Raw genomic sequence first — 21,644 nt, 5'->3', positions numbered from 1 at the left:
TCTCATTGTAGACAATAATAATGGATTTGCCCAGTAGCTATTTAACGACAAAAAAAGATGCCGAATGGGCATCTTTTTTTAGGCTAACGCAATATAAATATCCAATTGTGCATGATTTGGGTCTAATGCTCTTTCGGCGTAAAGTTCAAAGTCTGTTGTGAAGGCACGTTTATTTTCTTTCGACCATTTCCAAATATATTCCCAAGCTTCGCAAACGACTTCAGCAACTGGTCCCTTTCTCGTTGTAAATACCGCATACGTAGCGGCAGGTATTGTTAAAGTTGTCATATTTTCAGGAACATCTTCTAATGAAGAAACGGGCATACCGATTGTAAATGTATATGTACCAGTTTCATCTGATTCGTATTTGGAGTAGAAAGCGAATGTTTCTTTCGTTTGTTGATTTGGGATGTGATGCATCATTTGTTCTTGAAAGTATTTGTTCCAAAGCCCGGGGATTTTTCCTTCAGGAGATGCCTCTATTTCATTAGTTGTCGTAACCGAAACGCCGATTGCTTGGAAAGCTTCTTTTTTTACGATAATGGGTTCGTTTATCATTACAAATTCCTCCTTTAAAATAAGAACATACGTTCTTTAATAATATAACATATTTTTACATGTAACGGTTATTATTTTTTGAAAATTTTAATCATAAACAACAAACTGAAATAACTAAAAAATGGTAAAAATTCTATTGTATGTATGAATAGGTTAGGGAGTATGTTAAGATTTTTATGTATCCTTTAACTGTTATATAAGCCTATGCAGTAGAACGTTTTTACTATATTAAAAATGGTAAAGGTTTGTATAAGTGTCCGATATATATGCTATTTTTGATAAATTAAAATAGTAATATTCTATGAGATTTATATTGTTGACATTGGGATTTCAACGATACATTTTCGTAGGACGGATTGTTGCGAGTGGATATATATTGCTATGTATACGGCTACGAAATTAAGTAGACGGATAGCAAGTATATAGAAAGGAGAAAGGTAGAAAATATGAAGCAAGTATTGAAGTGTTTTAATGTCGTAACGATGATCACACTTCTCCTATCCATCATATTGCCTTCACCCAGTGCTTTTGCTACAGAGATAAATAAAAAAAGCTGGGATGAGTTACAAGGAAATGATGTGAAAATTAAGGCAGAGCAAGTAAATGCTGAAATATATAAGGGAGAAGTAGCGGAGAGGGAGCACGTATTTCAATATACGATTGAAAATACGGGAGCTACACCAATTCAAGAATTGGTGCTTAAACAAAATAATGAAAATGAAATTACGTTCCCTTCGCAATCTGTGAAAGTAAACGGAGAGAAGTTACCTGAAAATAAGGTAGCGGATTTCTATGTAGAGGAAAAAGATAAGGGAGGAAAGGTTCTTTCTTCTAATCTTAAAATTAAAGATTTAAAATCACATGAAAAAATGACTGTGTTAATAAAAGCTCGTCGTGCACAACATTTTAATAAAGAGTATAAGCAAAAAATTAGTGTGCAAAAGGATCAACTACAAATAGGAAACATGTCTGTAGATGTTGAAGGGATTCCTTCTGAAGACAAGGTTGAAGCTAATACCGATGATGAGGCTGACAGTAGTAAGAAAGAAATCGGATCACCAGCTGATGCTAAATCAAAAGAAGTGGATGCTAAATCAAAAGAAGTGGATGGAAAATTAAAAGTATCTGCAGGAGATAAAAATAAACCTACAGCGAACACGGAACTAGTGAAGCAGCCAGTAGATAAAGATGAGAAGAAACTAGAAAAAGAAGCGGAAAATCAGAGCGATGCAAAAGTACAAGCTGCATCAGAGAATGCTTCGAAGGTTCAAATGCAAACAGGGGATAAGCAAGGATTTGGAGATCCACTGTATTCTACAATTACTGCTGGTAATTTAGTACAGACTGGTAATGTAACACTTGGTTTGACGACTGATCATTATGGCAGACAAAGTATGGGTTATAAAACGAATAAAATGACTGTGGACGTTGATAACGATGATAGTACTTTTAATTCGTCAACAGGTGCATTTCCTAATATTCCTGCCGGAAGTAAAGTGAAAAAGGCTTACTTATTCTGGACAGCAGCAATGGGGTTACCAGGAAATATTGCTGATAGAAAGGTTACCGAGGATCAAGTAAGGCAACCAGTCAAAATGAAAATGGGAAATAAAGAATATGCAGATGTAACTGCTGATAGCATACGAAAAGCGGATTACCTACCTTATATTTCTAATTACTCAGGTAGTGGCGCAGGATATGTTGCGTATGCAGATGTAACAAATGTAATTGCACAGCAAGGGATTTCACAAACGTTGACAGTTGCAAATGTGCCACAAATTAAAGATGTAACAGGTGGCGGCTATTACTGGGGTAACTGGAATCTTATATTAGTTTATGAAAACTATAAAGAAACAGTAAAAGACATGAAGATTTGGGAAGGGCTAGTCTCTCAAAAAAGTACAGCCTGGACAGATATTAGTGTTAATAAAATAAACACACCAAAAGAAGGTGCTTTTAAGGCGAAATTTAGTTATTTTTCATCGCAAGGTGACCCAGCTGAGAAAGATGGATATGCATATGATTATGGAGAATATGATTTTGGTGCTGGATATATAAAGATAAAAAATATTAACGGTAAAGACAATGATGCGAATGATTCGTCTATGACAGAAGTACAAGTAGATGGTACTAACGAGTTTGTTACAAAAAAATATCCAGGATATAACCCGGATTGGACAAATTCATTCAGTACTGACATTCATACGTATCATCTTGAAGGACCTACTCAAGTAAAAAATGATTTAAAAGAAGCAAAAATGCGTTTTAGAGCAAATGGTGGCGGTGGTGATATTTACGTATTAAATAACGCTACATTCGTTACAGAACATAATGCTCCAAACTTACAAGTTGATAAAAAGGCATTAGATAGTGCCGGTAAAGAAGTTAAGGAAATTAAAGCTGGTGAAGAGTTTACGTATCAAATTGAAGTGAAGAATGATACGAAAAATAACCAAGCACCTGTATCTAATGTAAAAGGTTTTGATAAATTAGATGATCGTTTAGAGTATGTTCCGGGATCTATACAATATATTTCTGGAAGTAATAAAGGAAATAAAACAGATAATGCAAGCGATGATGAAGCGGAGTTTGTAAATAATCAAATTGATTTCCGTGTTGGTGAAGGTGCTAATGCTAAAGACGGCGGTGTTTTAAAGCCTGGTGAAAGTGCCATTATTACATTCAAAGTAAAAGTGAAAGCTTCTGTACAATCAGATACAACAATAAAAAATATCGTTGCTGTAAAGGGAAAAGATAGTACCGAGGTAAATTATGAAACTACAGATGATGCAAATGTTACGGTTACGCTTCCGAAAGAAGTTCCGGGAGAAATAGAAGCAAGAAAAATAGCTTCTAATAAAACACCGAAGCTAGGTGACGAGGTAGAGTATCGTATTACATTTAAAAATAAGACAAAAGATGGACGTCTAGATGTATTGACAATTGAAGACGAATTACCAAGTAATCTTGAATACGTGAAAGATAGCTTGAAAGCAGAAGGTGCAAAACCAGAGCCAGTAGAGCTGAAGTTTGAAAATGGCAAAGTAATGGCAAAGTATCCAGAAATTATGGATATGGAAGAAAGAAGTATCGTCTTTAAAACAAAAGTAAAAGAAACTGCAAAAATTGGTGAAGAAATTGTTAATAAAGCAACCGTTAGTGATAAAACAAATCCACCAAAGGATTTAGAGGAGAAGATTACACCACAGCATAAGGCCGGTAAAATTACTGCAAAGAAAAAAGCAACAAATAAAAAGCCGAAGCTAGGAGAAGAAGTTGAATATCAAATTAGCTTCAAAAATACGGTGGAAAACGGAAAACTAGATGCAGTTACAATAGAAGATGAAATTCCAGCTAACTTAGAATTTGTTCAAGGTAGTGAGAGAGCTGAAGGTGCTGAACCAAATCCAGTAGAGTTAAAAGTAGAAAATGGTAAGGTAATCGCAAAATATCCAGAGATTACGGATACAAAAGAGCGAAGCATTTCCTTTAAAGTGAAAGTAAAAGAAGAGGCAAAAGCCGGAGAAACGATTGTTAATAAAGCGGTTGTGAGTGAGCCAAATGGACAGTCTGAGCATCCAGAAGAAAAGATTACGCCGGATTATAAATACGGTAAAGTGGATGTTGAAAAAAGCGTAACGAATCAAACACCAAAACTAGGAGAAGAAGTGGAATACCGAATTACATTTTATAATACGGTAGAAAACGGAAAACTAGAAAAGGTGCTAGTAGAAGATACACTACCTAAAGGTGTTGAATACGTGAAAGATAGTTTGAAAGCTGAAGGTATAAAACCAGAGCCAGTAGAACTAAAAGTGGAAGACGGCAAAGTAATGGCAAAGTATCCAGAAATTACGGATACAGAAAAAAGAAGTATTGTATTTAAAGTGAAAGTAAAAGATTCGGCAAAAGTAGGGGAGGCAATTGTAAATAAAGCAATTGCAAAAGATCCGAAAAATGAGCCTGCTGAATCGAAGGTTGTTATTACACCACAAAGTAAAAAAGGTGAAATTGCTGCTACAAAGGTAGTTAATAATAAGAAACCGAAGCTAGGCGAGGAAATCGAGTACCGCATTAGTTTTCATAATACGGTTGAGAACGGAAAACTAGAAGAGGTGCGAGTGGAAGATACAATTCCAAAAGGTCTTGAATATGTAGAAAATAGTATCAAGGCCGAAGGAGAAGCACCTGGACCAGTAGAATTAGCTGTTGAAAATGGAATAGTCAAAGCTAAGTATATCGATATTATGGATATGAAAGAAAGAAGTATCGTCTTTAAAGTAAAGGTGAAGGAAGAAGCAAAAGTAGATAAAGAGATTGTCAATAAAGCAATTGTTGATGATACGAAAAATCCACCGATTGAGCCGGAAGAAAGAATTACTCCGCAATATAAGGATGGAATAATTGATTCGAAGAAGACAGTAGATAATCCATCACCAAAACTAGGAGAAGAAGTAGAATACCGAATTAGCTTTAAAAATACGGTAGAAAACGGAAAACTAGAAAAGGTAACGATAGAGGATATAATTCCTAACGGTTTAGAGTATGTAAAAGGCAGTGAAAAGGCTGAAGGTGATAAACCAGCTCCATTAAAGTTAAGTGTGAAAGATGGAAAAGTCATTGCTGAATACGAAAATATTACGGATATGAAAGAAAGAAGTATTGCCTTTAAGGTAAAGGTGAAGGAAGAAGCGGAAGTAGGTAAGGAAATCATTAATAAGGCAATTGTTGATGATATGAAACATCCGAAAGAACCAGAAGCAAAAATCACACCATTACACAAAGATGGAAAAATTAAAGCGAAGAAAATCGTAAATAATGAAACACCGAAGTTAGGAGAAGAAGTAGAATACCGAATTAGTATGAAAAATACGGTTAAGTACGGAAAGCTAACAGACGTGATAATAGAGGATACTCTACCAGAAGGTTTAGAGTATGTAGAAAATAGTTTGAAAGCAGAAGGTGCCGGAACAGATTCAGTAGAGCTGAAATTTGAAAATGGTAAGGTAATGGCAAAATATCCAGAAATTATGGATACAGAAGAAAGAAGTATCGTTTTTAAAGTGAAAGTAAAAGAAGAAGTAACAGTCGGTAAAAAAATCATTAATAAAGCAACTATTGATGATTCGCAAAATAAGCCAGTTAATCCGACTGCGGAAATTATTCCTCAGTATAAAGATGGAAAACTTGAAGCGAAAAAGATGGTAAATAATGAAACGCCGAAGTTAGGAGAAGAAGTGGAATACCGAATCAGCTTTAAAAATACGGTAGAACATGGAAAGCTAACAGAGGTAAAGATAGAAGATGATTTACCAAATGGATTAGAGTATGTGAAAGATAGTGTAAAAGCAGTAGGTGCTAAGCCAGCTCCAGTGGAATTGAAATTTGAAAACGGTAAGGTAATGGCGAAGTATCCTGAGATTACAGATACAAAAGAGAGAAGTATTACCTTTAAAGTGAAAGTAAAAGGTAAAGTGAGCGATTGGATTGTTAATGAAGCCATTGTGAGCGATACGAAACATCCGCCAGAAACACCGACAGCAGAAATTATTCCGCAACATAAAGACGGAAAAGTGAAAGCGAAGAAGACGGTAAATAATGAAACGCCGAAGTTAGGAGAAGAAGTAGAATACCGAATTAGTTTTAAAAACACGGTAGAAGACGGAAAACTAGCAGAGGTGAAAATAGAAGATACTTTACCCGAAGGTTTAGAGTACGTAGAAAACAGTGTGAAAGCAGAAGGTTCTAAGCCGGATCCAGTAGAATTGAAAGTGGAAAATGGTAAGGTAATGGCGAAGTATCCAGAGATTACGGATACAGAAGAAAGAAGTATCACTTTTAAAGTGAAAGTAAAAGATGAAGTGAAAGTCGGTAAAAAAATCGTCAATAAAGCAATTATTGATGATACGAAAAATGAGCCAGAAACACCGACGGCAGAAATTACTCCACAGCATAAAGACGGAAAAGTGGAAGCGAAGAAGACGGTAAATAATGAAACGCCGAAGTTAGGAGAAGAAGTGGAATACCGAATTAGCTTTAAAAATACGGTAGAAAACGGAAAGCTAGCAGAGTTAAAAATAGAAGACGATTTACCAAATGGATTAGAGTATGTGAAAGATAGTTTACGAGCAGAAGGTTCTAAGCCAGATCCGGTAGAACTGAAAGTGAAAGATGGAAAAGTAATCGCAAAATATCCAGAAATTACGGATACAGAAGAAAGAAGTATCGTCTTTAAAGCGAAAGTAAAAGAAGAATTTAAGGTTGGTGAAGGCATTGTCAATAAAGTAGTTGTTGATGATACAAAAGATCCAACAACTTCAGAAATAACAATTACGCCAGAATATAAAGACGGTAAGCTTAAAGCAGAGAAATTTGTAACCAATAAAAAACCGAAATTAGGAGAAGAAGTAGAATACCGAATTAGTTTTAAAAACACGGTAGAAAACGGAAAACTAGTAGAGGTTAAAGTAGAAGATGAAATTCCAGCTGGATTAGAGTTTGTAGAGAACAGTTTACAAGCAGAAGGATTTAAGCCTAGTCCGGTAGAATTAAAATTTGAAAACGGCAAGGTAATGGCAAAGTATCTAGAAATTGCGGATACAAAAGAAAGAAGTATTATTTTTAAAGTGAAAGTAAAAGAAGAGGCAGAAATAGGCAAGGAGATTGTTAATAAAGCAATCGTAGTAGATACAAAAAATGAGCCAGAAGAGCCTCGTGTGGAAATTACTCCGCAATATAAAGATGGTAAAATTGCTGCGCAGAAAGTAGCCAATAATCATAAACCGAAACTAGGAGAAGAAGTAGAATATCGAATTAGTTTTAAAAATACGATAGAAAACGGGAAACTAGCAGAGGTAAATATAAAGGATACATTACCAAATGGTTTAGAGTATGTAGAAGGCAGCATCACAGCAGAAGGTTCTAAACCGAAACCAGTAGAGCTACAGGTGAAAAATAATAAAGTAATGGCAAAGTATCCAGAAATTACAGATACAGAGGAAAGAAGTATTGTCTTTAAAGCGAAGGTAAAAGAAAGCGCAAAAGTGGGAGAAGAAATCGTAAATGAGGCAATTGTAGATGATACAAAGAATCTACCAGAAGAGCCTTATGTACCGATTACACCACAATATAAAGATGGAAAAATTGAGGCAAGAAAAGAAGTAAGTAATCGTGAACCGAAGTTAGGTGAGGAAATCGAATATCGAATTATTTTTAATAATACGGTGAAAGATGGAAAACTAGTAGAGGTAAAGATAGAAGATAAAATTCCAGCTGGATTAGAGTTTGTAGAAGGAAGCGAAAAGGCTGAAGGTGAAGAGCCAAAACCAGTGGAGTTGAAAGTAGAAAATGGTAAGGTAATGGCAAAGTATTCAGAGATTATGGATACGAAAGAAAGAAGTATCGTCTTTAAAGTGAAGGTGAAAGATTCGGTTACAATAGGTAAGGACATTACAAATAAAGCGATTATCCATGTTGATGATCCGAACCATCCAGTAATTGATCCAACAGCAAAAATTACACCGCAATATAAAGACGGTAAAATTGCTGCTCATAAAAAGGTGAATAATCATAAACCGAAGCTAGGTGAAGAAATCGAATATCGAATTTCATTTAATAATACGGTGAAAGATGGAAAACTGGCAGAGGTCAAAATTGAGGATGAAATTCCGTTTGGTTTAGAGTATGTGAAAGATAGTCTAAAAGCAGAAGGTGATAAGCCGGCCCCAGTAGAGTTGAAAGAAGAAGCTGGTAAGGTTAGTGCGAAGTATGAAAATATCACTGACATGAAAGAAAGAAGCATTATCTTTAAAGTGAAGGTGAAAGATTCCGTTGAAGTGGACAAGGCAATTGTAAATAAAGCAATTGTTGATGATACAAAAAATCCACCAGAGCGACCGGAAGTAGATATTACACCGCAGCATAAAGATGGTAAATTTAAAGCTAATAAAAAGGTAAGTAAAAAAGATCCAAAGCTAGGAGAAGAAGTAGAGTACCGAATTAGTTTTAATAATACGGTAGAAAACGGAAAACTAGCAGAAGTGAAAATTGAGGATCAACTACCAAATGGATTAGAGTATGTGAAGGATAGTTTAAAAGCAGAAGGTAATGAACCAAATCCAGTAGAGCTAAAAGAAGAAGCTGGAAAAATCACAGCGAAGTATGAAAATATTACTGATACAGCTGAGCGTAGCATTATCTTTAAGGTAAAAGTAACAGAAGCAGTAAAAGTCGGGAAGAAAATCGTGAATACGGCAATTGTGGATGATGATAATCCGAAGAATCCTCCGCAAAAACCAGAAGCGATTATTACACCGGAGTATAAGAATGGAAAAATAAAAGCTGAGAAAACAGTAAATAACCCAGCTCCAAAATTAGGAGAAGAAGTAGAGTATCGAATTACGTTCCGTAACGTAGTTGAGCACGGAAAAGTAGCGAAGGTGAAATTACCAAACAGTTTAGAGTTTGTAGAAGGTAGCGAAAGAGCTGAGGGGGATAGTCCAAAACCGTTGCATGTGAAAGTGAAAAACGGCACAGTACTCGCAGAATATCCAGAAATTACGGATACGAAAGAAAGAAGCATCGTCTTTAAAGGAAAAGTGAAAGAAAAAGCTAAAATTGGCGAAGCGATTGTGAATACGGCGGTTGTGGAAGATACTATAAATCCACCAGAGAAACCAAATGTCGCTATACAGCCTCAACATAAAGATGGTGCATTACAAGCAGAAAAAACAGTAAGCAATCATGAACCGAAGTTAGGAGAAGAAGTAGAATATCGAATTAGCTTTGAAAATACGGTAGAAAACGGAAAACTAACTGAGGTAAAAGTAGAAGATAAAATTCCAGCCGGTTTAGAATACGTACAGGATAGTATAAAGTCTGATGGGCCGGAACCAAATCCAGTAGAACTTAAAGTTGAGAATGGAAAAGTAACAGCAAAGTATCCAGAAATTACGGATACGAAAAAAAGAAGTATCATCTTTAAAGCGAAAGTACAAGAAACGGTACAAGTAGGAAGAGAAATTATAAACAAGGCGGTTGTGGATGATAATAATCCGACAAATCCACCGGTTGAGTCACTTGTACCAATTACACCGCAATATAAAGATGGGAAACTAGAGGCAAGGAAAGAAGTAAGTAATCATGAACCAAAGCTAGGGGAAGAAATCGAATATCGAATTACTTTTAACGGCATAGTAGATGGCGGGAAGTTAGTTGATGTAAAGATTGAAGATGAAATTCCGTCTGTTTTAGAGTATGTGAAAGATAGTCTGAAGGCCGTAGGTGATAAGCCTGTACCAACAGAACTTAAAGTTGAGAATGGAAAAGTAACAGTGAAGTATCCAGAAATTACGGATACGAAAGAAAGAAGTATCATCTTTAAAGTAAAGGTAAAAGAATCAGTAAAAGTTGGAGAGGAAATAACAAATAAAGCGATTATTCACGTAGATGATCCAAATCATCCAGTTATGGAACCGACAGCGACAATAAAGCCAGAATATAAAGATGGTAAGGTAAAAGCAACGAAGACAGTAAGTAATAAAGAACCGAAGCTAGGAGAAGAAATCGAATACCGAATTAGCTTTGAAAACACGGTAGAAAATGGAAAAATAGCAGAGGTAAAGATAGAAGATGAAATTCCAGCCGGTTTAGAGTACGTGCAAGATAGTATTCGATTTGAAGGGGCTGAACCAAATCCAGTAGAGTTAAAAATGGAGTTTGGAAAAGTAATAGCGAAGTATTTAGAAATTACAGATACAAAAGAACGTAGTATTATTTTTAAAGCGAAGGTAAAAGCAGCACCAAGTAAAGGGATAACAAATAGAGCGATAGTGGACGATAGAATAAATCCACCACTTGAGCCTACAGTTACAATTTTACCGAAAACAAAAGAAGATTTTAAGATACCGGAAGATCCGAAAGAACCAGAAGTGAAACCGGAAGATCCGAAAGAACCGAAGGAGCCAGAAGTGAAACCGGAAGACCCGAAAGATCTGAAGAAACCGGAAGTAAGACTGGAAAAGTTAAATAAAGACCCGCAAGTAAAAGTAGAAAAAGAATTACCGAAAACAGGGGCAGCACATCCATGGATGATGTCAGTTGGTGCGGGAATTTCATTCTTAGTTGGCGGAGTATTATTCGTATTAGGTAGAAGAAGAAAATAATAATTTTTGTAGACGAAAAGCACACTGAGTTCGATAGTTTATCGAATTCAGTGTGCTTTCGTGGTATATAAAATAAAAGCTCCTTCCGCGTATGGAAGGAGCTTTTATTTTTACATATTAAAACATGCTTGAGCTATGCATTGGTTGAAGTTTTGCATTTGGATCGAAGTAAGCTTTTGCATTGTTTACTGCTGTCGGTGCTTCGCCAAATCCACAAGCGATAAGTTTTACTTTTCCTTCATATGTACAAATGTCACCAGCAGCGTAAATGCCAGGAATATTTGTTTCCATTTTTGAATTCACAAGGATGCTATTTTTTTGTATATCTAAGCCCCAGTTTTTAATTGGGCCAAGAGAGGAAACGAAGCCGTAGTTTACAATTACATCATCAACATCGATGATAACTTTTTCTTCAGTTTTTACGTGCTGAAGAACGACTTGTTCAATTTTGTCATCACCAATGAGTTCAACTGGAACATACGGTGTACTTACTTCTGCACGAGAATTCATTAAGTTTTCGACGCTATGTTCATGTGCGCGGAATTTATCACGGCGATGAACGATTGTAACTTTGTCAGCAATCGGTTCTAACATCATCGTCCAGTCTACTGCTGAGTCGCCACCGCCAAATACTACGACGCGCTTGCCAGCAAATTTATTCATATCATCAACGAAATAATGTAAGTTTTTCTTTTCGTATTTTGCTGTACCTTCTAATTCTAAGCGGCGTGGTTGGAAAGCACCATTGCCGGCAGTAATAATGACTGATTTAGAATAGTGAGTTTGTTTATTCGTAACAAGTTTAAATATACCATCAGCTTGTTTTTCAAGCGTATCAACAGCTTCTTCTAAGCAAATGGTTGGATCAAATTTCTTCATTTGCTCTTTTAAGTTATCAACTAATTCTTGTGCGCGCACTTTTGGAAATCCAGCTACATCATAAATGTATTTTTCAGGGTAGAGTGCGGATAATTGTCCTCCAAGTTGAGGTAAGCTTTCAATGATTTTTACACTTGCTTGTCTCATCCCGCCATAAAATGCTGTGAATAGTCCTGTTGGACCACCACCAATAATTGTTATGTCGTAAACTTTTTGATTTTCTGCCACTTTCATTCCCCCTATAGATGGAATTTTGATATTGATTTCATATATTGTTCATATGTACACGAAAATCCTGCAAATGATGACACTTTCAAATAAATGATAGCATATTTGAGTTCATAATACTTCTGAAAACGACTGAATTGTGTGTAAGTTTTCGCATAGATGCTTTTTGTATTGTATAAAATATACAGAAAGGAAAATACATGAAAAAAAGGTTGAAAAACCCTTGAAAACGCTATGTTATTTTAAAATATTGATAATTCTCCAGAAGCTTGAATTCTGGAATAAAACCGACTAATATAGGGAAGTATTATGTTAAATTTCTATGACAAAATTCGTACGATTTTTTGACTGCGTTTTGTTATGATATAGAATGTGATAAATTCCACATTCTTGACAAATAGAGTTTTTAGTACTTGGTATTATTTCTCATTACTATTATATAAAGAAAAGGGTTGTGATTTGGTGAAGACTCCAAAAATCGTAGTTTTAGGTGCAGGTTATGGCGGGATGATTACGACTGTTCGTCTGCAAAAAGCATTATCTGTAAATGAAGCTGAAATTACGTTAGTAAACAACAACAGCTATCACTACCAAGCGACTTGGTTACACGAGAGCGCAGCTGGTACATTACAAGATGAAAAAATCTGTCTAGATATTCAAGACGTTATTGATACAAATAAAGTGAACTTTGTACAAGACACAGTAGTAGAAATTAAAGCTGCTGAAAAACGTATTATCTTAAAAGACGGCGAGTTAGAGTATGACTACTTAGTAATCGGTCTTGGTTTCGAATCAGAAACATTCGGAATTACAGGATTAAAAGAGCATGCATTCTCAATCGCTAACATTAATGCAACTCGTGAAATTCGTGAGCATATGGAAGCTAGTTTCGCTAAATATGCAGATGAAAAGCGCGATGAGTTAGTAACAATCGTTGTTGGTGGTGCTGGATTTACTGGTATCGAGTACGTAGGTGAGCTTGCAAACCGTGTTCCTGAACTTTGCAAACAGTACAATGTACCACGTGAAAAAGCACGTATCATCTGTGTAGAAGCTGCTCCAACAGCACTTCCAGGTTTCGATCCAGCATTAGTAGAATATGCTGTAAAACAACTTGAGAAAAAAGGCGTAGAATTCCGCATCGGTACAGCAATTAAAGAAGCAACTGAAGAAGGTATTATTGTTGCAAATGGTGATGATACTGAATTAATTAAGTCTGAAACAGTAGTTTGGGCTGCAGGTGTTCGTGGTAATGGTATTGTGGAAGAGTCTGGCTTTGAAGCAATGCGCGGACGTGTAAAAGTTGATGAGTACATGCACGCTCCAGGATACGAAGAGGTATTCATGGTTGGTGATGCAGCGTTAATCATTAACGAAGAAATTAACCGTCCTTACCCACCAACAGCACAAATTGCAATTCAACAAGGTTACAATATTGCACACAACTTAACTGTATTAGTTCGTGGCAAGGGCGAAATGAAAAAATTCGCATTCGATAATAAAGGATCTGTATGTTCTTTAGGTCATGACGATGCAATGGGCGTTGTTATGGGTAAAAAGTTAACAGGTTGGAAAGCTTCCTTCATGAAGAAAGTAATCGATAACCGCTACTTATTCTTATTAGGTGGACCTTTATTAGTTCTTAAAAAAGGTAAATTAAAGTTCTTTTAATATATAGTAGAAAAAGCAGAAACGGCTAAGCGCCGTTTCTGCTTTTTTTTCATATAATACATGTTTTCGATATAACAATAGAAAGATGGGAGAAATGTTTTATTTGAACATTGCCTTATCATGAAATGGATGAATCCAATGTTTTATTTTCTGCATAATTACATTTCTGCATCTTGATATTTTTTGTTAACAGTATATCGACAAAATGGGTTTTTTCACTTTTTGAAAAAAGGAAATTTCACAGCGAATTAAAAAGTATAGTATAATATATAGAAAAGAAAGAATATTCTGTCCGTTCGGATGGAGGAGGATGCATCATGGGGAAGCGCGGGAAAGTATGGTTAGCTGTTAGTGGCTTAGTAGCTACAAAAGATGGCAGGTGGCTATTCGTTAAGAAGAAATACAGTGGATTAAAAGGGAAATGGTCTTTACCGGCTGGTTTTGTAAATGAAGGTGAGACAGTTGATGAAGCTGTGAAACGCGAAGTGTTAGAAGAGACAGGCATTGTCGCTCATGTGAAGGGGATCATTGGTGTTCGATCGGGTGTTATTCGTGATGAAATTAGTGATAATATGATTATTTTCCTTTTGGAGCCTGAAGGAGAAAATATTATTGTACAGGAGAAAGAATTGTCTGAAGTGGCGTTCTTACATCCAGATAAGATTGCGGACGATCCGAATACGTCTGTACTTATTAAATATTTGTTAGAAGGAAGATCAGAACTACATCTTGAAGTGGACAAAACATTAAATCCAGGAGAACCATTTGGTTATACAGCCTATCACGTATTTACGGCACGTGCGAAGGAGAGGGAGAAAGAGTGAGTATACCGGTACTACTTATTTCAATGATGTTATTTTTTATTTTGTTCTTTGGAATTGGATTTTTACTCAACATGATTTTGCGAGCTACTTGGGTAATGGTTATTGTGTATCCGATTGTTTGTATGCTTATTATTAATAAAGCGAGTATGTGGGATTATTTTTCAAAACCGAAAGAAACATTTTCTTCATTTGGGACAAGTGTATCGCACTTAGGACAAGCAGACGTGTTTATTCTATCTACTGGATTAGTAGGGGCTGCTTTAGCAGGAGTCGTAATCAAGAAACTTCGGAAAAGCGGATATCAAATGTTTTAATCTCCAACTAAGTTGGAGATTATTTTTTGCATATTCCTTCATCGTATAGGGAATGATTAACGATGAAGGAGTGTGGAATATAAAAATGTTAAAACGATATTGTATTCGCATTATGATGACTTGTTTACTTGCATTTGCATTATGCGTAACATGGAAGGCTTTCACTGGAGTTTCTTTATTAGAGATTGTAAAGACATATGAAGGAATGAGTGCAAAAGAAGTACATGCAGCAGAAGTTAAGAGAAATGTTGCTCCGAGTAAAGAAGTGATAAATGCTTTAGAGCAGGCAAACGACTGGTCTAAATATCGTTCAATTGAAATGACTGCAACAGGTTATACATCGGGGATTGAGTCAACAGGTAAGAGGCCAGGGCATCCAGAGTATGGTATTACATATTCAGGTGTTAAAGTGAAAAGGGATTTATATTCCACAATTGCTGCGGACTTACGCGTATTCCCGATTGGAACGATTCTCTTCGTGCCAGGTTACGGGTATGGTGTAGTAGCTGATAAGGGCGGAGCAATAAAAGGAAACCGTCTTGATTTATATTATGATACGGTGAAAGATGTTTATAGCCAATGGGGTAAGAAAAAAGTAAATGTGTATGTAGTAAAAGTAGGAAAAGGTAAGTTTACAGAAGAAGAGTTAACGATGTTAAATCAAGACGAAACGATGCAAGTGTTTCGTGGTCAATATTTAAAGCAAAGATAGTCTAGTCGTAATTACGCTAGACTTTTTTTCTTGGCTTATTTCATAATAGAGGAGATTTTACACGTCATATAACTGTAGTTAGAATTATCGCATTTTATCGAAAATAAAGTTATAATGGTGGTAGAGAAATTTAGGGGGTCTGAACATGTTTCAAGTACAAAAAGAATTAGCAGGTCATGAAGCGGTAATTGTTGCTTTATTTGAAGAAGAGAAAATGAGTAGTTTTGTACAAGAACTGGACAAAGCGTTTGAAGGGCAATTACAAGTTTTACTAGAAGAGAAAGAATTATCTACGAAGAAAAAGGCCATTTCAAAAGTACATAGCTTAGGGAAAACAAATGTGAAACGTTATTACTTTGTTGGTTTAGGAAAGAAAGAATCTTACACGACAGAAACGTTACGCGCGGCTCTTGGTAAGGCGTTTAAAACACTGCAAGCAGCAAAAGTACAAGATGCAGCAATCTTACTTGATTCTTTCGTAACAGAGAAATTAGACGCGATTGATGTCGCTCATATTGCGGCAGAGGTACAAGGCCTTGGTACATATGAGTTACAAACGTATAAATCAGATAAAAAGGATCGTGTAGAGTTAGAGAAGTTCACGGCTATTACAGCGGAAGATGCACAAGAAATTGAAGCAGCATTAACAGTTGGCTACGTACATGGACGTGCAACAAATTCAGCTCGTACACTTGTAAATATGCCGCCAAACGTATTAACAGCGACAAAGCTTGCTGAGTATGCTGTTGAATTAGCGGAGAAATATGATATGGACTATAAAGTTCTTGAGAAAGAAGAGATGGAAGACCTTGGTATGGGTGCGTTACTTGCAGTAAACCAAGGTAGTGTAGAGCCACCAAAAATGATCGCTCTTATTTATAAAGGAAAAGAAGAGTGGACAGATGTCATTGGATTCGTTGGAAAAGGTATTACATACGATACAGGTGGTTATTCTTTAAAGCCACGTGAAGGCATGGTTGGTATGAAAGGTGATATGGGCGGTGCAGCTGCTGTATTAGGTGCGATGGAAATTATCGGTGAACTTCGCCCAGAACAAAATGTGATCGCTGTTATTCCTTCAACTGATAACGTTGTAAGTGGTACGGCATTTAAGCCAGACGATGTAATCACATCTATGAGCGGAAAAACAATTGAAGTATTAAATACGGATGCAGAAGGTCGTCTAGCTTTAGCTGACGGTATTACGTATGCGAAAAAACTTGGTGCAAACTACCTTGTTGATGTTGCCACATTAACAGGCGGTGTAATTGTTGCACTTGGAAACTATACGACAGGCGCAATGACAAATAATGAAGAGTTATTTGAGCAAGTGCTAGAGGCTTCTATGGAAACAGATGAGCCAATTTGGCAACTACCGATTTTTGATCGTGATAAAGAACGTGTGAGAAACAGTAAGTTTGCTGATTTAAATAACTCACCAGGCCGTGAAGGACATGCGGTTATGGCAGGTACATTCCTAGGCGAATTCGCTGAAGATACACCATGGGTACACTTAGATATCGCTGGAACATCAGAAACAAAAGGCGCGCACGACTTAGGTCCAGCTGGAGCAACTGGTGCAATGGTACGTACACTTGCAACACTTGTAGAGCGTTTTGGAGAAGAATAATTTTTTTGAAGAAAAGGCTGTCTCGAATTTTTGAGGCAGCCTTTTTATTGGTATAGTAGACCTGTTTATTGGTAATTCGATATAACTTTGTTTGCTACTACGCTGTTGAAAAAAATGTTTATAAAGAAATCGTGTATAAAATTCCATTTGAAAAAGGAAGTACGGTCTGTTTCTTTACAGAACCAAGTGCATCACTTTTTTCGGGTAAGCCAATTGTAACTTTGAGGCGTGTCCCGAGCTCAAGATTAACTTCTGTAATTGTGTTAATGAAAGAATATTAGCAATGGAGACGATACGATTATTTTAACGAGAATGCATCATCATGAAGATGATTACTTTTAGAAAATGTTGATTCCATTAATGAGCGTGTAATGCTGTTGTAGCTTTGTCTATTAGAACTACCAATATGGATGAGAGACCTCTTTATTGGTATTTAATAGCTGATTTTCAATGTTATACTTATGTGATATAATCTTTCCTGTATTAGAAGTAAATAACAATTTAATAGGGAGGGAATGAAGAGAGTGAAAAAAATAGAAGCACTCTTATTATTATGAGGGAAGGAACTTTATCTCAACAAAATATAGTTGTATTGTTTTTTAAACAGTTACGCCCGAAACAATGGACTAAAAACTTGCTTGTATTTGCAGCGTTAGTCTTTTCGATAAAACAAGTATCTTTAACTATGGTGGCACAAGCTGCAATTTGTTTTGCCCTATTTTGTGCAATATCTGGCTGTGTCTATATTTTAAATGATTTTATGGATATTGAGGCAGATCGACAACACCCTGTTAAGCGATATCGACCGATGGCATCGGGTGCATTAAATCCGTACTTTGCTATTACGGCAGGTTGTGTTATTTTAGTAGCGTCTTTAGTAGTTTCATATATACTAAATCCGTTATTGTGCTTAGTATTAGCAGTCTATTTTATTTTAAATGTAGCGTATTCAATTCGTTTAAAGCACGTTGTAATCATTGATATTTTAATTATTGCATCTGGATTTGTTTTACGAGCATTGGCCGGTGGATTAGTTATTCAAGTGCCATTTACACCGTGGTTTTTATTATGTACATTATTACTGTCACTATTCTTGGCCATTAATAAAAGACGACATGAATTAGTATTGTTACAGAATAATAAAGGTTCTCATAGAAAAGTATTAGAAAGTTATTCTTCTGCTTTGTTAGACCAATTAAGTACAATTGTTACATCGGCAACTATTGTAACTTATGCTATCTTTACTTTTAATGCAGGGAAAAGTATCTATTTAATGTGGACAATCCCATTTGTAATTTACGGGATTTTTCGTTATTTATATTTAGTTCACATGGAAGATAAAGGTGGAGAACCAGATAAAGTTTTATTAGAGGATCAGCATATTTTAATAACAGTGTTGTTATATGCGATAACAGTTATTATTATACTATTGAACTTTTAATTACTCTATTCGGGTTTGTTAAAACGTTTAAGAGGAGTGTCTTAAACGTTTTTTATTTGGAATAAAACATTTTTTGAATATAAACAGTTAAGGAGTATAGAGATGCAACAATTTTTAATGATTATTTTATCAGTTGGTATGGGAGTTGTAGGGCAAATTTTATTAAAGTTTGGCGCAATGAAATCACAAAGTTCAGCGGCTGTAGGTATTATGAATTTCATTAACGTACCGAACTTTTTCGGACTAGCTTTTTACGGTTTAAGTGCATTATTATGGATGATTGTGCTGAGAAAGGTTGATTTAAGTTATGCATACCCAATGGTGAGTTTCGGATATGTATTTGTTATTATTGCGTCAGCATTATTATTTGGTGAAACAATCAATTTCATGAAAATTGCTGGAATGGTATGTATAGTAGCTGGCATTTTATTTATTGCAAAATCATAGGAGGTAAAGCAATGGGAACATATTTATATTGTGTACTTCCATTTATAGCTTGGGTAGCTTCGGGAGTATTAAAATTTTTAGTGAATTATCTTCGTTCTGGAAAAGATGCTTTTCGTTTAGTAGGAAATGGTGGATTTCCTAGTACGCATACAACGATTTTATCAAGTATGGTCATGACAATAGGGTTTCATGAAGGGTTTAATACACCGATGTTTGGAATCGGGATGGCAATTTTAACAATTGTTATCATTGATGCCACAGGACTTCGCCGTACAGTTGGTAAACATGCAAAAATGTTGAATAAACATATAAGTTCGGAAGAAGAAAAATTAAGAGAGCGTCAAGGACATCATTGGCATGAGATTTTTGGTGGACTTGTGTTAGGAACAGTTATTGGGTACGTGGCACATCTAATTATGTTATTTCTACCGTAGAGAGGAGAAGAAGTATTGAATATTTGGAATGATTATAAAGGAAAGGGTATGTTAGCCCTTGTCCTTTTCATTTTTTATTGGTCATTTTATTTTTTTATCGGTTGGAAAATGGATACTCACTCTAAGCTTTTTATTGAAGCGTGGGTGGTTGATACCTATTTTTCTTTTGATCAAGGATATTATATCATCTCCTTTTTCCTTGAAAAAGTAGATGTAGCAGCGGCGACCTGGTTCCGACATCCATTCCTTTATTATTTTATTCAACAATTCATGTGGATGCTGGAGACAGTAAAAGTAGGGAATATTGTACATGGTATTATATTCATTCAAACGTTTTTAAGCGCGCTCAGTGTAGTGATGATTTATACATTATGTTGTAAAATTTGTAAGAATACGATTGTTTCTTTTTTACTAGCGGTCATGTATGGATTTTCAGCTACTATGTTAGTTATTACGTGGACACCAGAATCTTTTAGCTATGCAAATTTCACATTGGTACTTATGTGCTTTGTATGCTATCCATTTATTACAGGGGAAAAAGAAGCGAAAATAGGATTTAGTATTGCGAATGTATTGTTGGCAATAGGAATAACAGGGGTTACATTAACCAATTCGTTTATGTGGTTTTTAGGTAGTGTGATGAGTTATAAGAAACTACGGAAAAAAATTATTTGGACTGGTATTTCGATTGTTATTGTCGTGGTCCTGTTTGTATTAGCAATGAACGCAAATAATGTAGTTCTTATCGAAGGATTAAAGGGTAGTATGGACTTTGCTGCGCAAGGACAGAATTTTTCACCAGAATACGTTAAGCCATCAGGTATATTAGTATTTCATCTATTATTAGGATCTTCATTCATCTTTGGGCCATTCTCGGAAGTTACTTTAAGACAAGGTGAGCAATTCGCACAATTAAATATGCTTCCATCGCATACTATGATCGGATGGATTGTGATTGTATCTGTGTATGCTTTTATAATAGTAGCTGTATGGAAAAACTTTAGAAAAGAACCTTTTGTAAGGTTTTTAAGTTTCTGTTTACTATTTAATATTGTTTTACATGGAATTATTGGTTTTGGGGCATCTGAAGCATTTATTTATGGCGCACATATGCTGTTTACAATACCGTTATTATTGGCATATGGTTTTAAAGTGATGAGACGTGTAAAAGTAGTGGCTTTATGTTTAATATTAATATTAATAATTATAAATAATTTTGAAAGTATGCTATATTTTTACCATTTTGCAGTCTCCAATTATTCTTTATAATAAAATAGATTTTTAATAAAAGGGTACTTTAGATAGGATGTCTAAAGTACCCTTTTTCCTATTTCTTAAAAATAGATACAAAATAATAGCCGGAAGTGTAGCATTTTAGAAAAAATATAGTTGTTATGAAAGAACTCTAAACATGTTTTGAGTACAAAAAGAGTTAGCAAGACATGAAGTGATAATTATTGTACTTAGATATCGCTGTGTGCACATAATTTATGGGGCAGTTCCAGCAATGGGTAGGTAATTCGTATACTTTTCGAGCATTTTGTAGAAGAATAATTTTTTGAATAAAAGGTTGGCTCAAATTTTGGAGATAGCCTTTTTTATTAATATTGTAGGCGTATTTGTTGGTAATTCGATATAACTTCATTTACTACTGTGCTGTTCAAAACGGTGCTAAAAAGTATTTATAAAGAAATCGTATACAAAATCCCATTTAAAGCAAAAGAAGTACGGCCCGTTTCTTCAGAGACAACTAATATAAGTGCATCACTCTTTTCTGATAAGCCAATTGCAGCTCTGTGACGTGTTCCTAGCTCAGGATCAACTTCTGTACTTTTCGTTAAAGGAAGAATATTAGCAGCTGAGACAATATGATTATTTTTTACGAGAACGGCACCGTCATGAAGGGGGTTACCTGGATAAAATATTGATTCGAGTAATGGCGCAGTTAAATGAGCGTTTAATGTCGTTCCAGTTTGAATGAGAGCTTCAAGCGTCTCGTTTCGTTCCACGACGATAAGAGCACCATGTTTTCTGGCGCTTAAATGTTGGATAGCTGTCGTAATAAAAGATGAACTTTCCGTATAAGGTGATAAATATGCCTGAATATAGTATGTAGCTGCTAATGTTTGTACATTTGCTAACATATGATGAATATCTTCCATTTTGCATAAAATACATTCGTCTTCTTTATCGATTGCGTTCCTCATAATCGATAGTTCTTTTTCAGCAATTTCAATCATTTGCTTTGTTTGTATTTTGAGCTCTTCTGACAAGCCCCATTCGTGCATAATCCTCATTCCCTTTAGTGGAGTATTTAATAATAGTGTATACAAATATTCCTAG

13 protein-coding genes are annotated in these 21,644 nt (G+C 35.5%); 10 read left to right on the top strand and 3 right to left on the bottom strand.

The window, feature by feature from the left end:
- Nucleotides 1-78 precede the first annotated feature (78 nt).
- Nucleotides 79-558: a GyrI-like domain-containing protein gene (locus DN400_RS09285; protein WP_098312685.1), complete on the bottom strand. Its 480-nt coding sequence runs from the start codon at nt 556-558 to the stop codon at nt 79-81.
- A gap of 446 nt (nt 559-1,004) precedes the next feature.
- Here DN400_RS09285 and DN400_RS09280 point away from each other — a divergent pair, with 446 nt between their 5' ends.
- Nucleotides 1,005-10,721 carry an isopeptide-forming domain-containing fimbrial protein gene (locus DN400_RS09280; RefSeq protein WP_147801646.1) on the top strand — a complete coding sequence of 3,239 codons (9,717 nt, stop codon included), beginning with the start codon at nt 1,005-1,007 and terminating at the stop codon, nt 10,719-10,721.
- Nucleotides 10,722-10,838: 117 nt separating this feature from the next.
- Here DN400_RS09280 and DN400_RS09275 read toward each other — a convergent pair whose 3' ends face one another.
- The gene (locus DN400_RS09275; RefSeq protein WP_000829772.1) at nt 10,839-11,828 is read right to left on the bottom strand and encodes an NAD(P)/FAD-dependent oxidoreductase; all 990 of its coding nucleotides are present in this window, start codon (nt 11,826-11,828) and stop codon (nt 10,839-10,841) included.
- Between the two features lie 462 nt (nt 11,829-12,290).
- Between DN400_RS09275 and DN400_RS09270 the strand changes: the two genes are divergently transcribed.
- The 9 genes from DN400_RS09270 to DN400_RS09230 all read left to right on the top strand — a co-directional run bounded on the left by DN400_RS09270 (nt 12,291) and on the right by DN400_RS09230 (nt 20,570).
- The gene (locus DN400_RS09270) at nt 12,291-13,499 is read left to right on the top strand and encodes an NAD(P)/FAD-dependent oxidoreductase (protein ID WP_000856602.1); all 1,209 of its coding nucleotides are present in this window, start codon (nt 12,291-12,293) and stop codon (nt 13,497-13,499) included.
- Nucleotides 13,500-13,816: 317 nt separating this feature from the next.
- Complete coding sequence (locus DN400_RS09265) at nt 13,817-14,323, top strand: NUDIX hydrolase (protein WP_000517993.1); 507 nt, start codon at nt 13,817-13,819, stop codon at nt 14,321-14,323.
- Nucleotides 14,320-14,637 (top strand): YuiB family protein, encoded by a 318-nt coding sequence (locus DN400_RS09260; protein ID WP_000027016.1) that lies wholly within the window; start codon nt 14,320-14,322, stop codon nt 14,635-14,637. Before DN400_RS09265 ends, DN400_RS09260 begins: the two co-directional genes overlap by 4 nt.
- Nucleotides 14,638-14,722: 85 nt before the next feature.
- Complete coding sequence (locus DN400_RS09255; protein WP_002094181.1) at nt 14,723-15,349, top strand: 3D domain-containing protein; 627 nt, start codon at nt 14,723-14,725, stop codon at nt 15,347-15,349.
- A 145-nt stretch (nt 15,350-15,494) separates the two neighbouring features.
- Nucleotides 15,495-16,979: a cytosol aminopeptidase gene (pepA, locus tag DN400_RS09250; RefSeq protein ID WP_000487944.1), complete on the top strand. Its 1,485-nt coding sequence runs from the start codon at nt 15,495-15,497 to the stop codon at nt 16,977-16,979.
- A gap of 553 nt (nt 16,980-17,532) precedes the next feature.
- Nucleotides 17,533-18,420 carry a decaprenyl-phosphate phosphoribosyltransferase gene (locus tag DN400_RS09245; RefSeq protein WP_001206695.1) on the top strand — a complete coding sequence of 296 codons (888 nt, stop codon included), beginning with the start codon at nt 17,533-17,535 and terminating at the stop codon, nt 18,418-18,420.
- Nucleotides 18,421-18,522: 102 nt separating this feature from the next.
- Nucleotides 18,523-18,867 (top strand): EamA family transporter, encoded by a 345-nt coding sequence (locus DN400_RS09240; RefSeq protein ID WP_001183889.1) that lies wholly within the window; start codon nt 18,523-18,525, stop codon nt 18,865-18,867.
- A gap of 11 nt (nt 18,868-18,878) precedes the next feature.
- Nucleotides 18,879-19,301, top strand: a complete 423-nt coding sequence (locus DN400_RS09235; protein ID WP_000537662.1) for a divergent PAP2 family protein — start codon at nt 18,879-18,881, stop codon at nt 19,299-19,301.
- A 15-nt stretch (nt 19,302-19,316) separates the two neighbouring features.
- Nucleotides 19,317-20,570, top strand: a complete 1,254-nt coding sequence (locus DN400_RS09230) for a DUF6080 domain-containing protein (RefSeq protein ID WP_016118809.1) — start codon at nt 19,317-19,319, stop codon at nt 20,568-20,570.
- Between the two features lie 413 nt (nt 20,571-20,983).
- Here DN400_RS09230 and cdaS read toward each other — a convergent pair whose 3' ends face one another.
- Nucleotides 20,984-21,589 carry a sporulation-specific diadenylate cyclase CdaS gene (cdaS, locus tag DN400_RS09225; RefSeq protein ID WP_000545252.1) on the bottom strand — a complete coding sequence of 202 codons (606 nt, stop codon included), beginning with the start codon at nt 21,587-21,589 and terminating at the stop codon, nt 20,984-20,986.
- Between the last annotated feature and the right edge of the window lie 55 nt (nt 21,590-21,644).

Source organism: Bacillus sp. AR8-1 (assembly GCF_008042345.1).
GTDB lineage: Bacteria > Bacillota > Bacilli > Bacillales > Bacillaceae_G > Bacillus_A > Bacillus_A cereus.
Note: the sequence above shows the minus strand (reverse complement) of the source record. Positions and strands in the feature narration are given on the sequence as shown.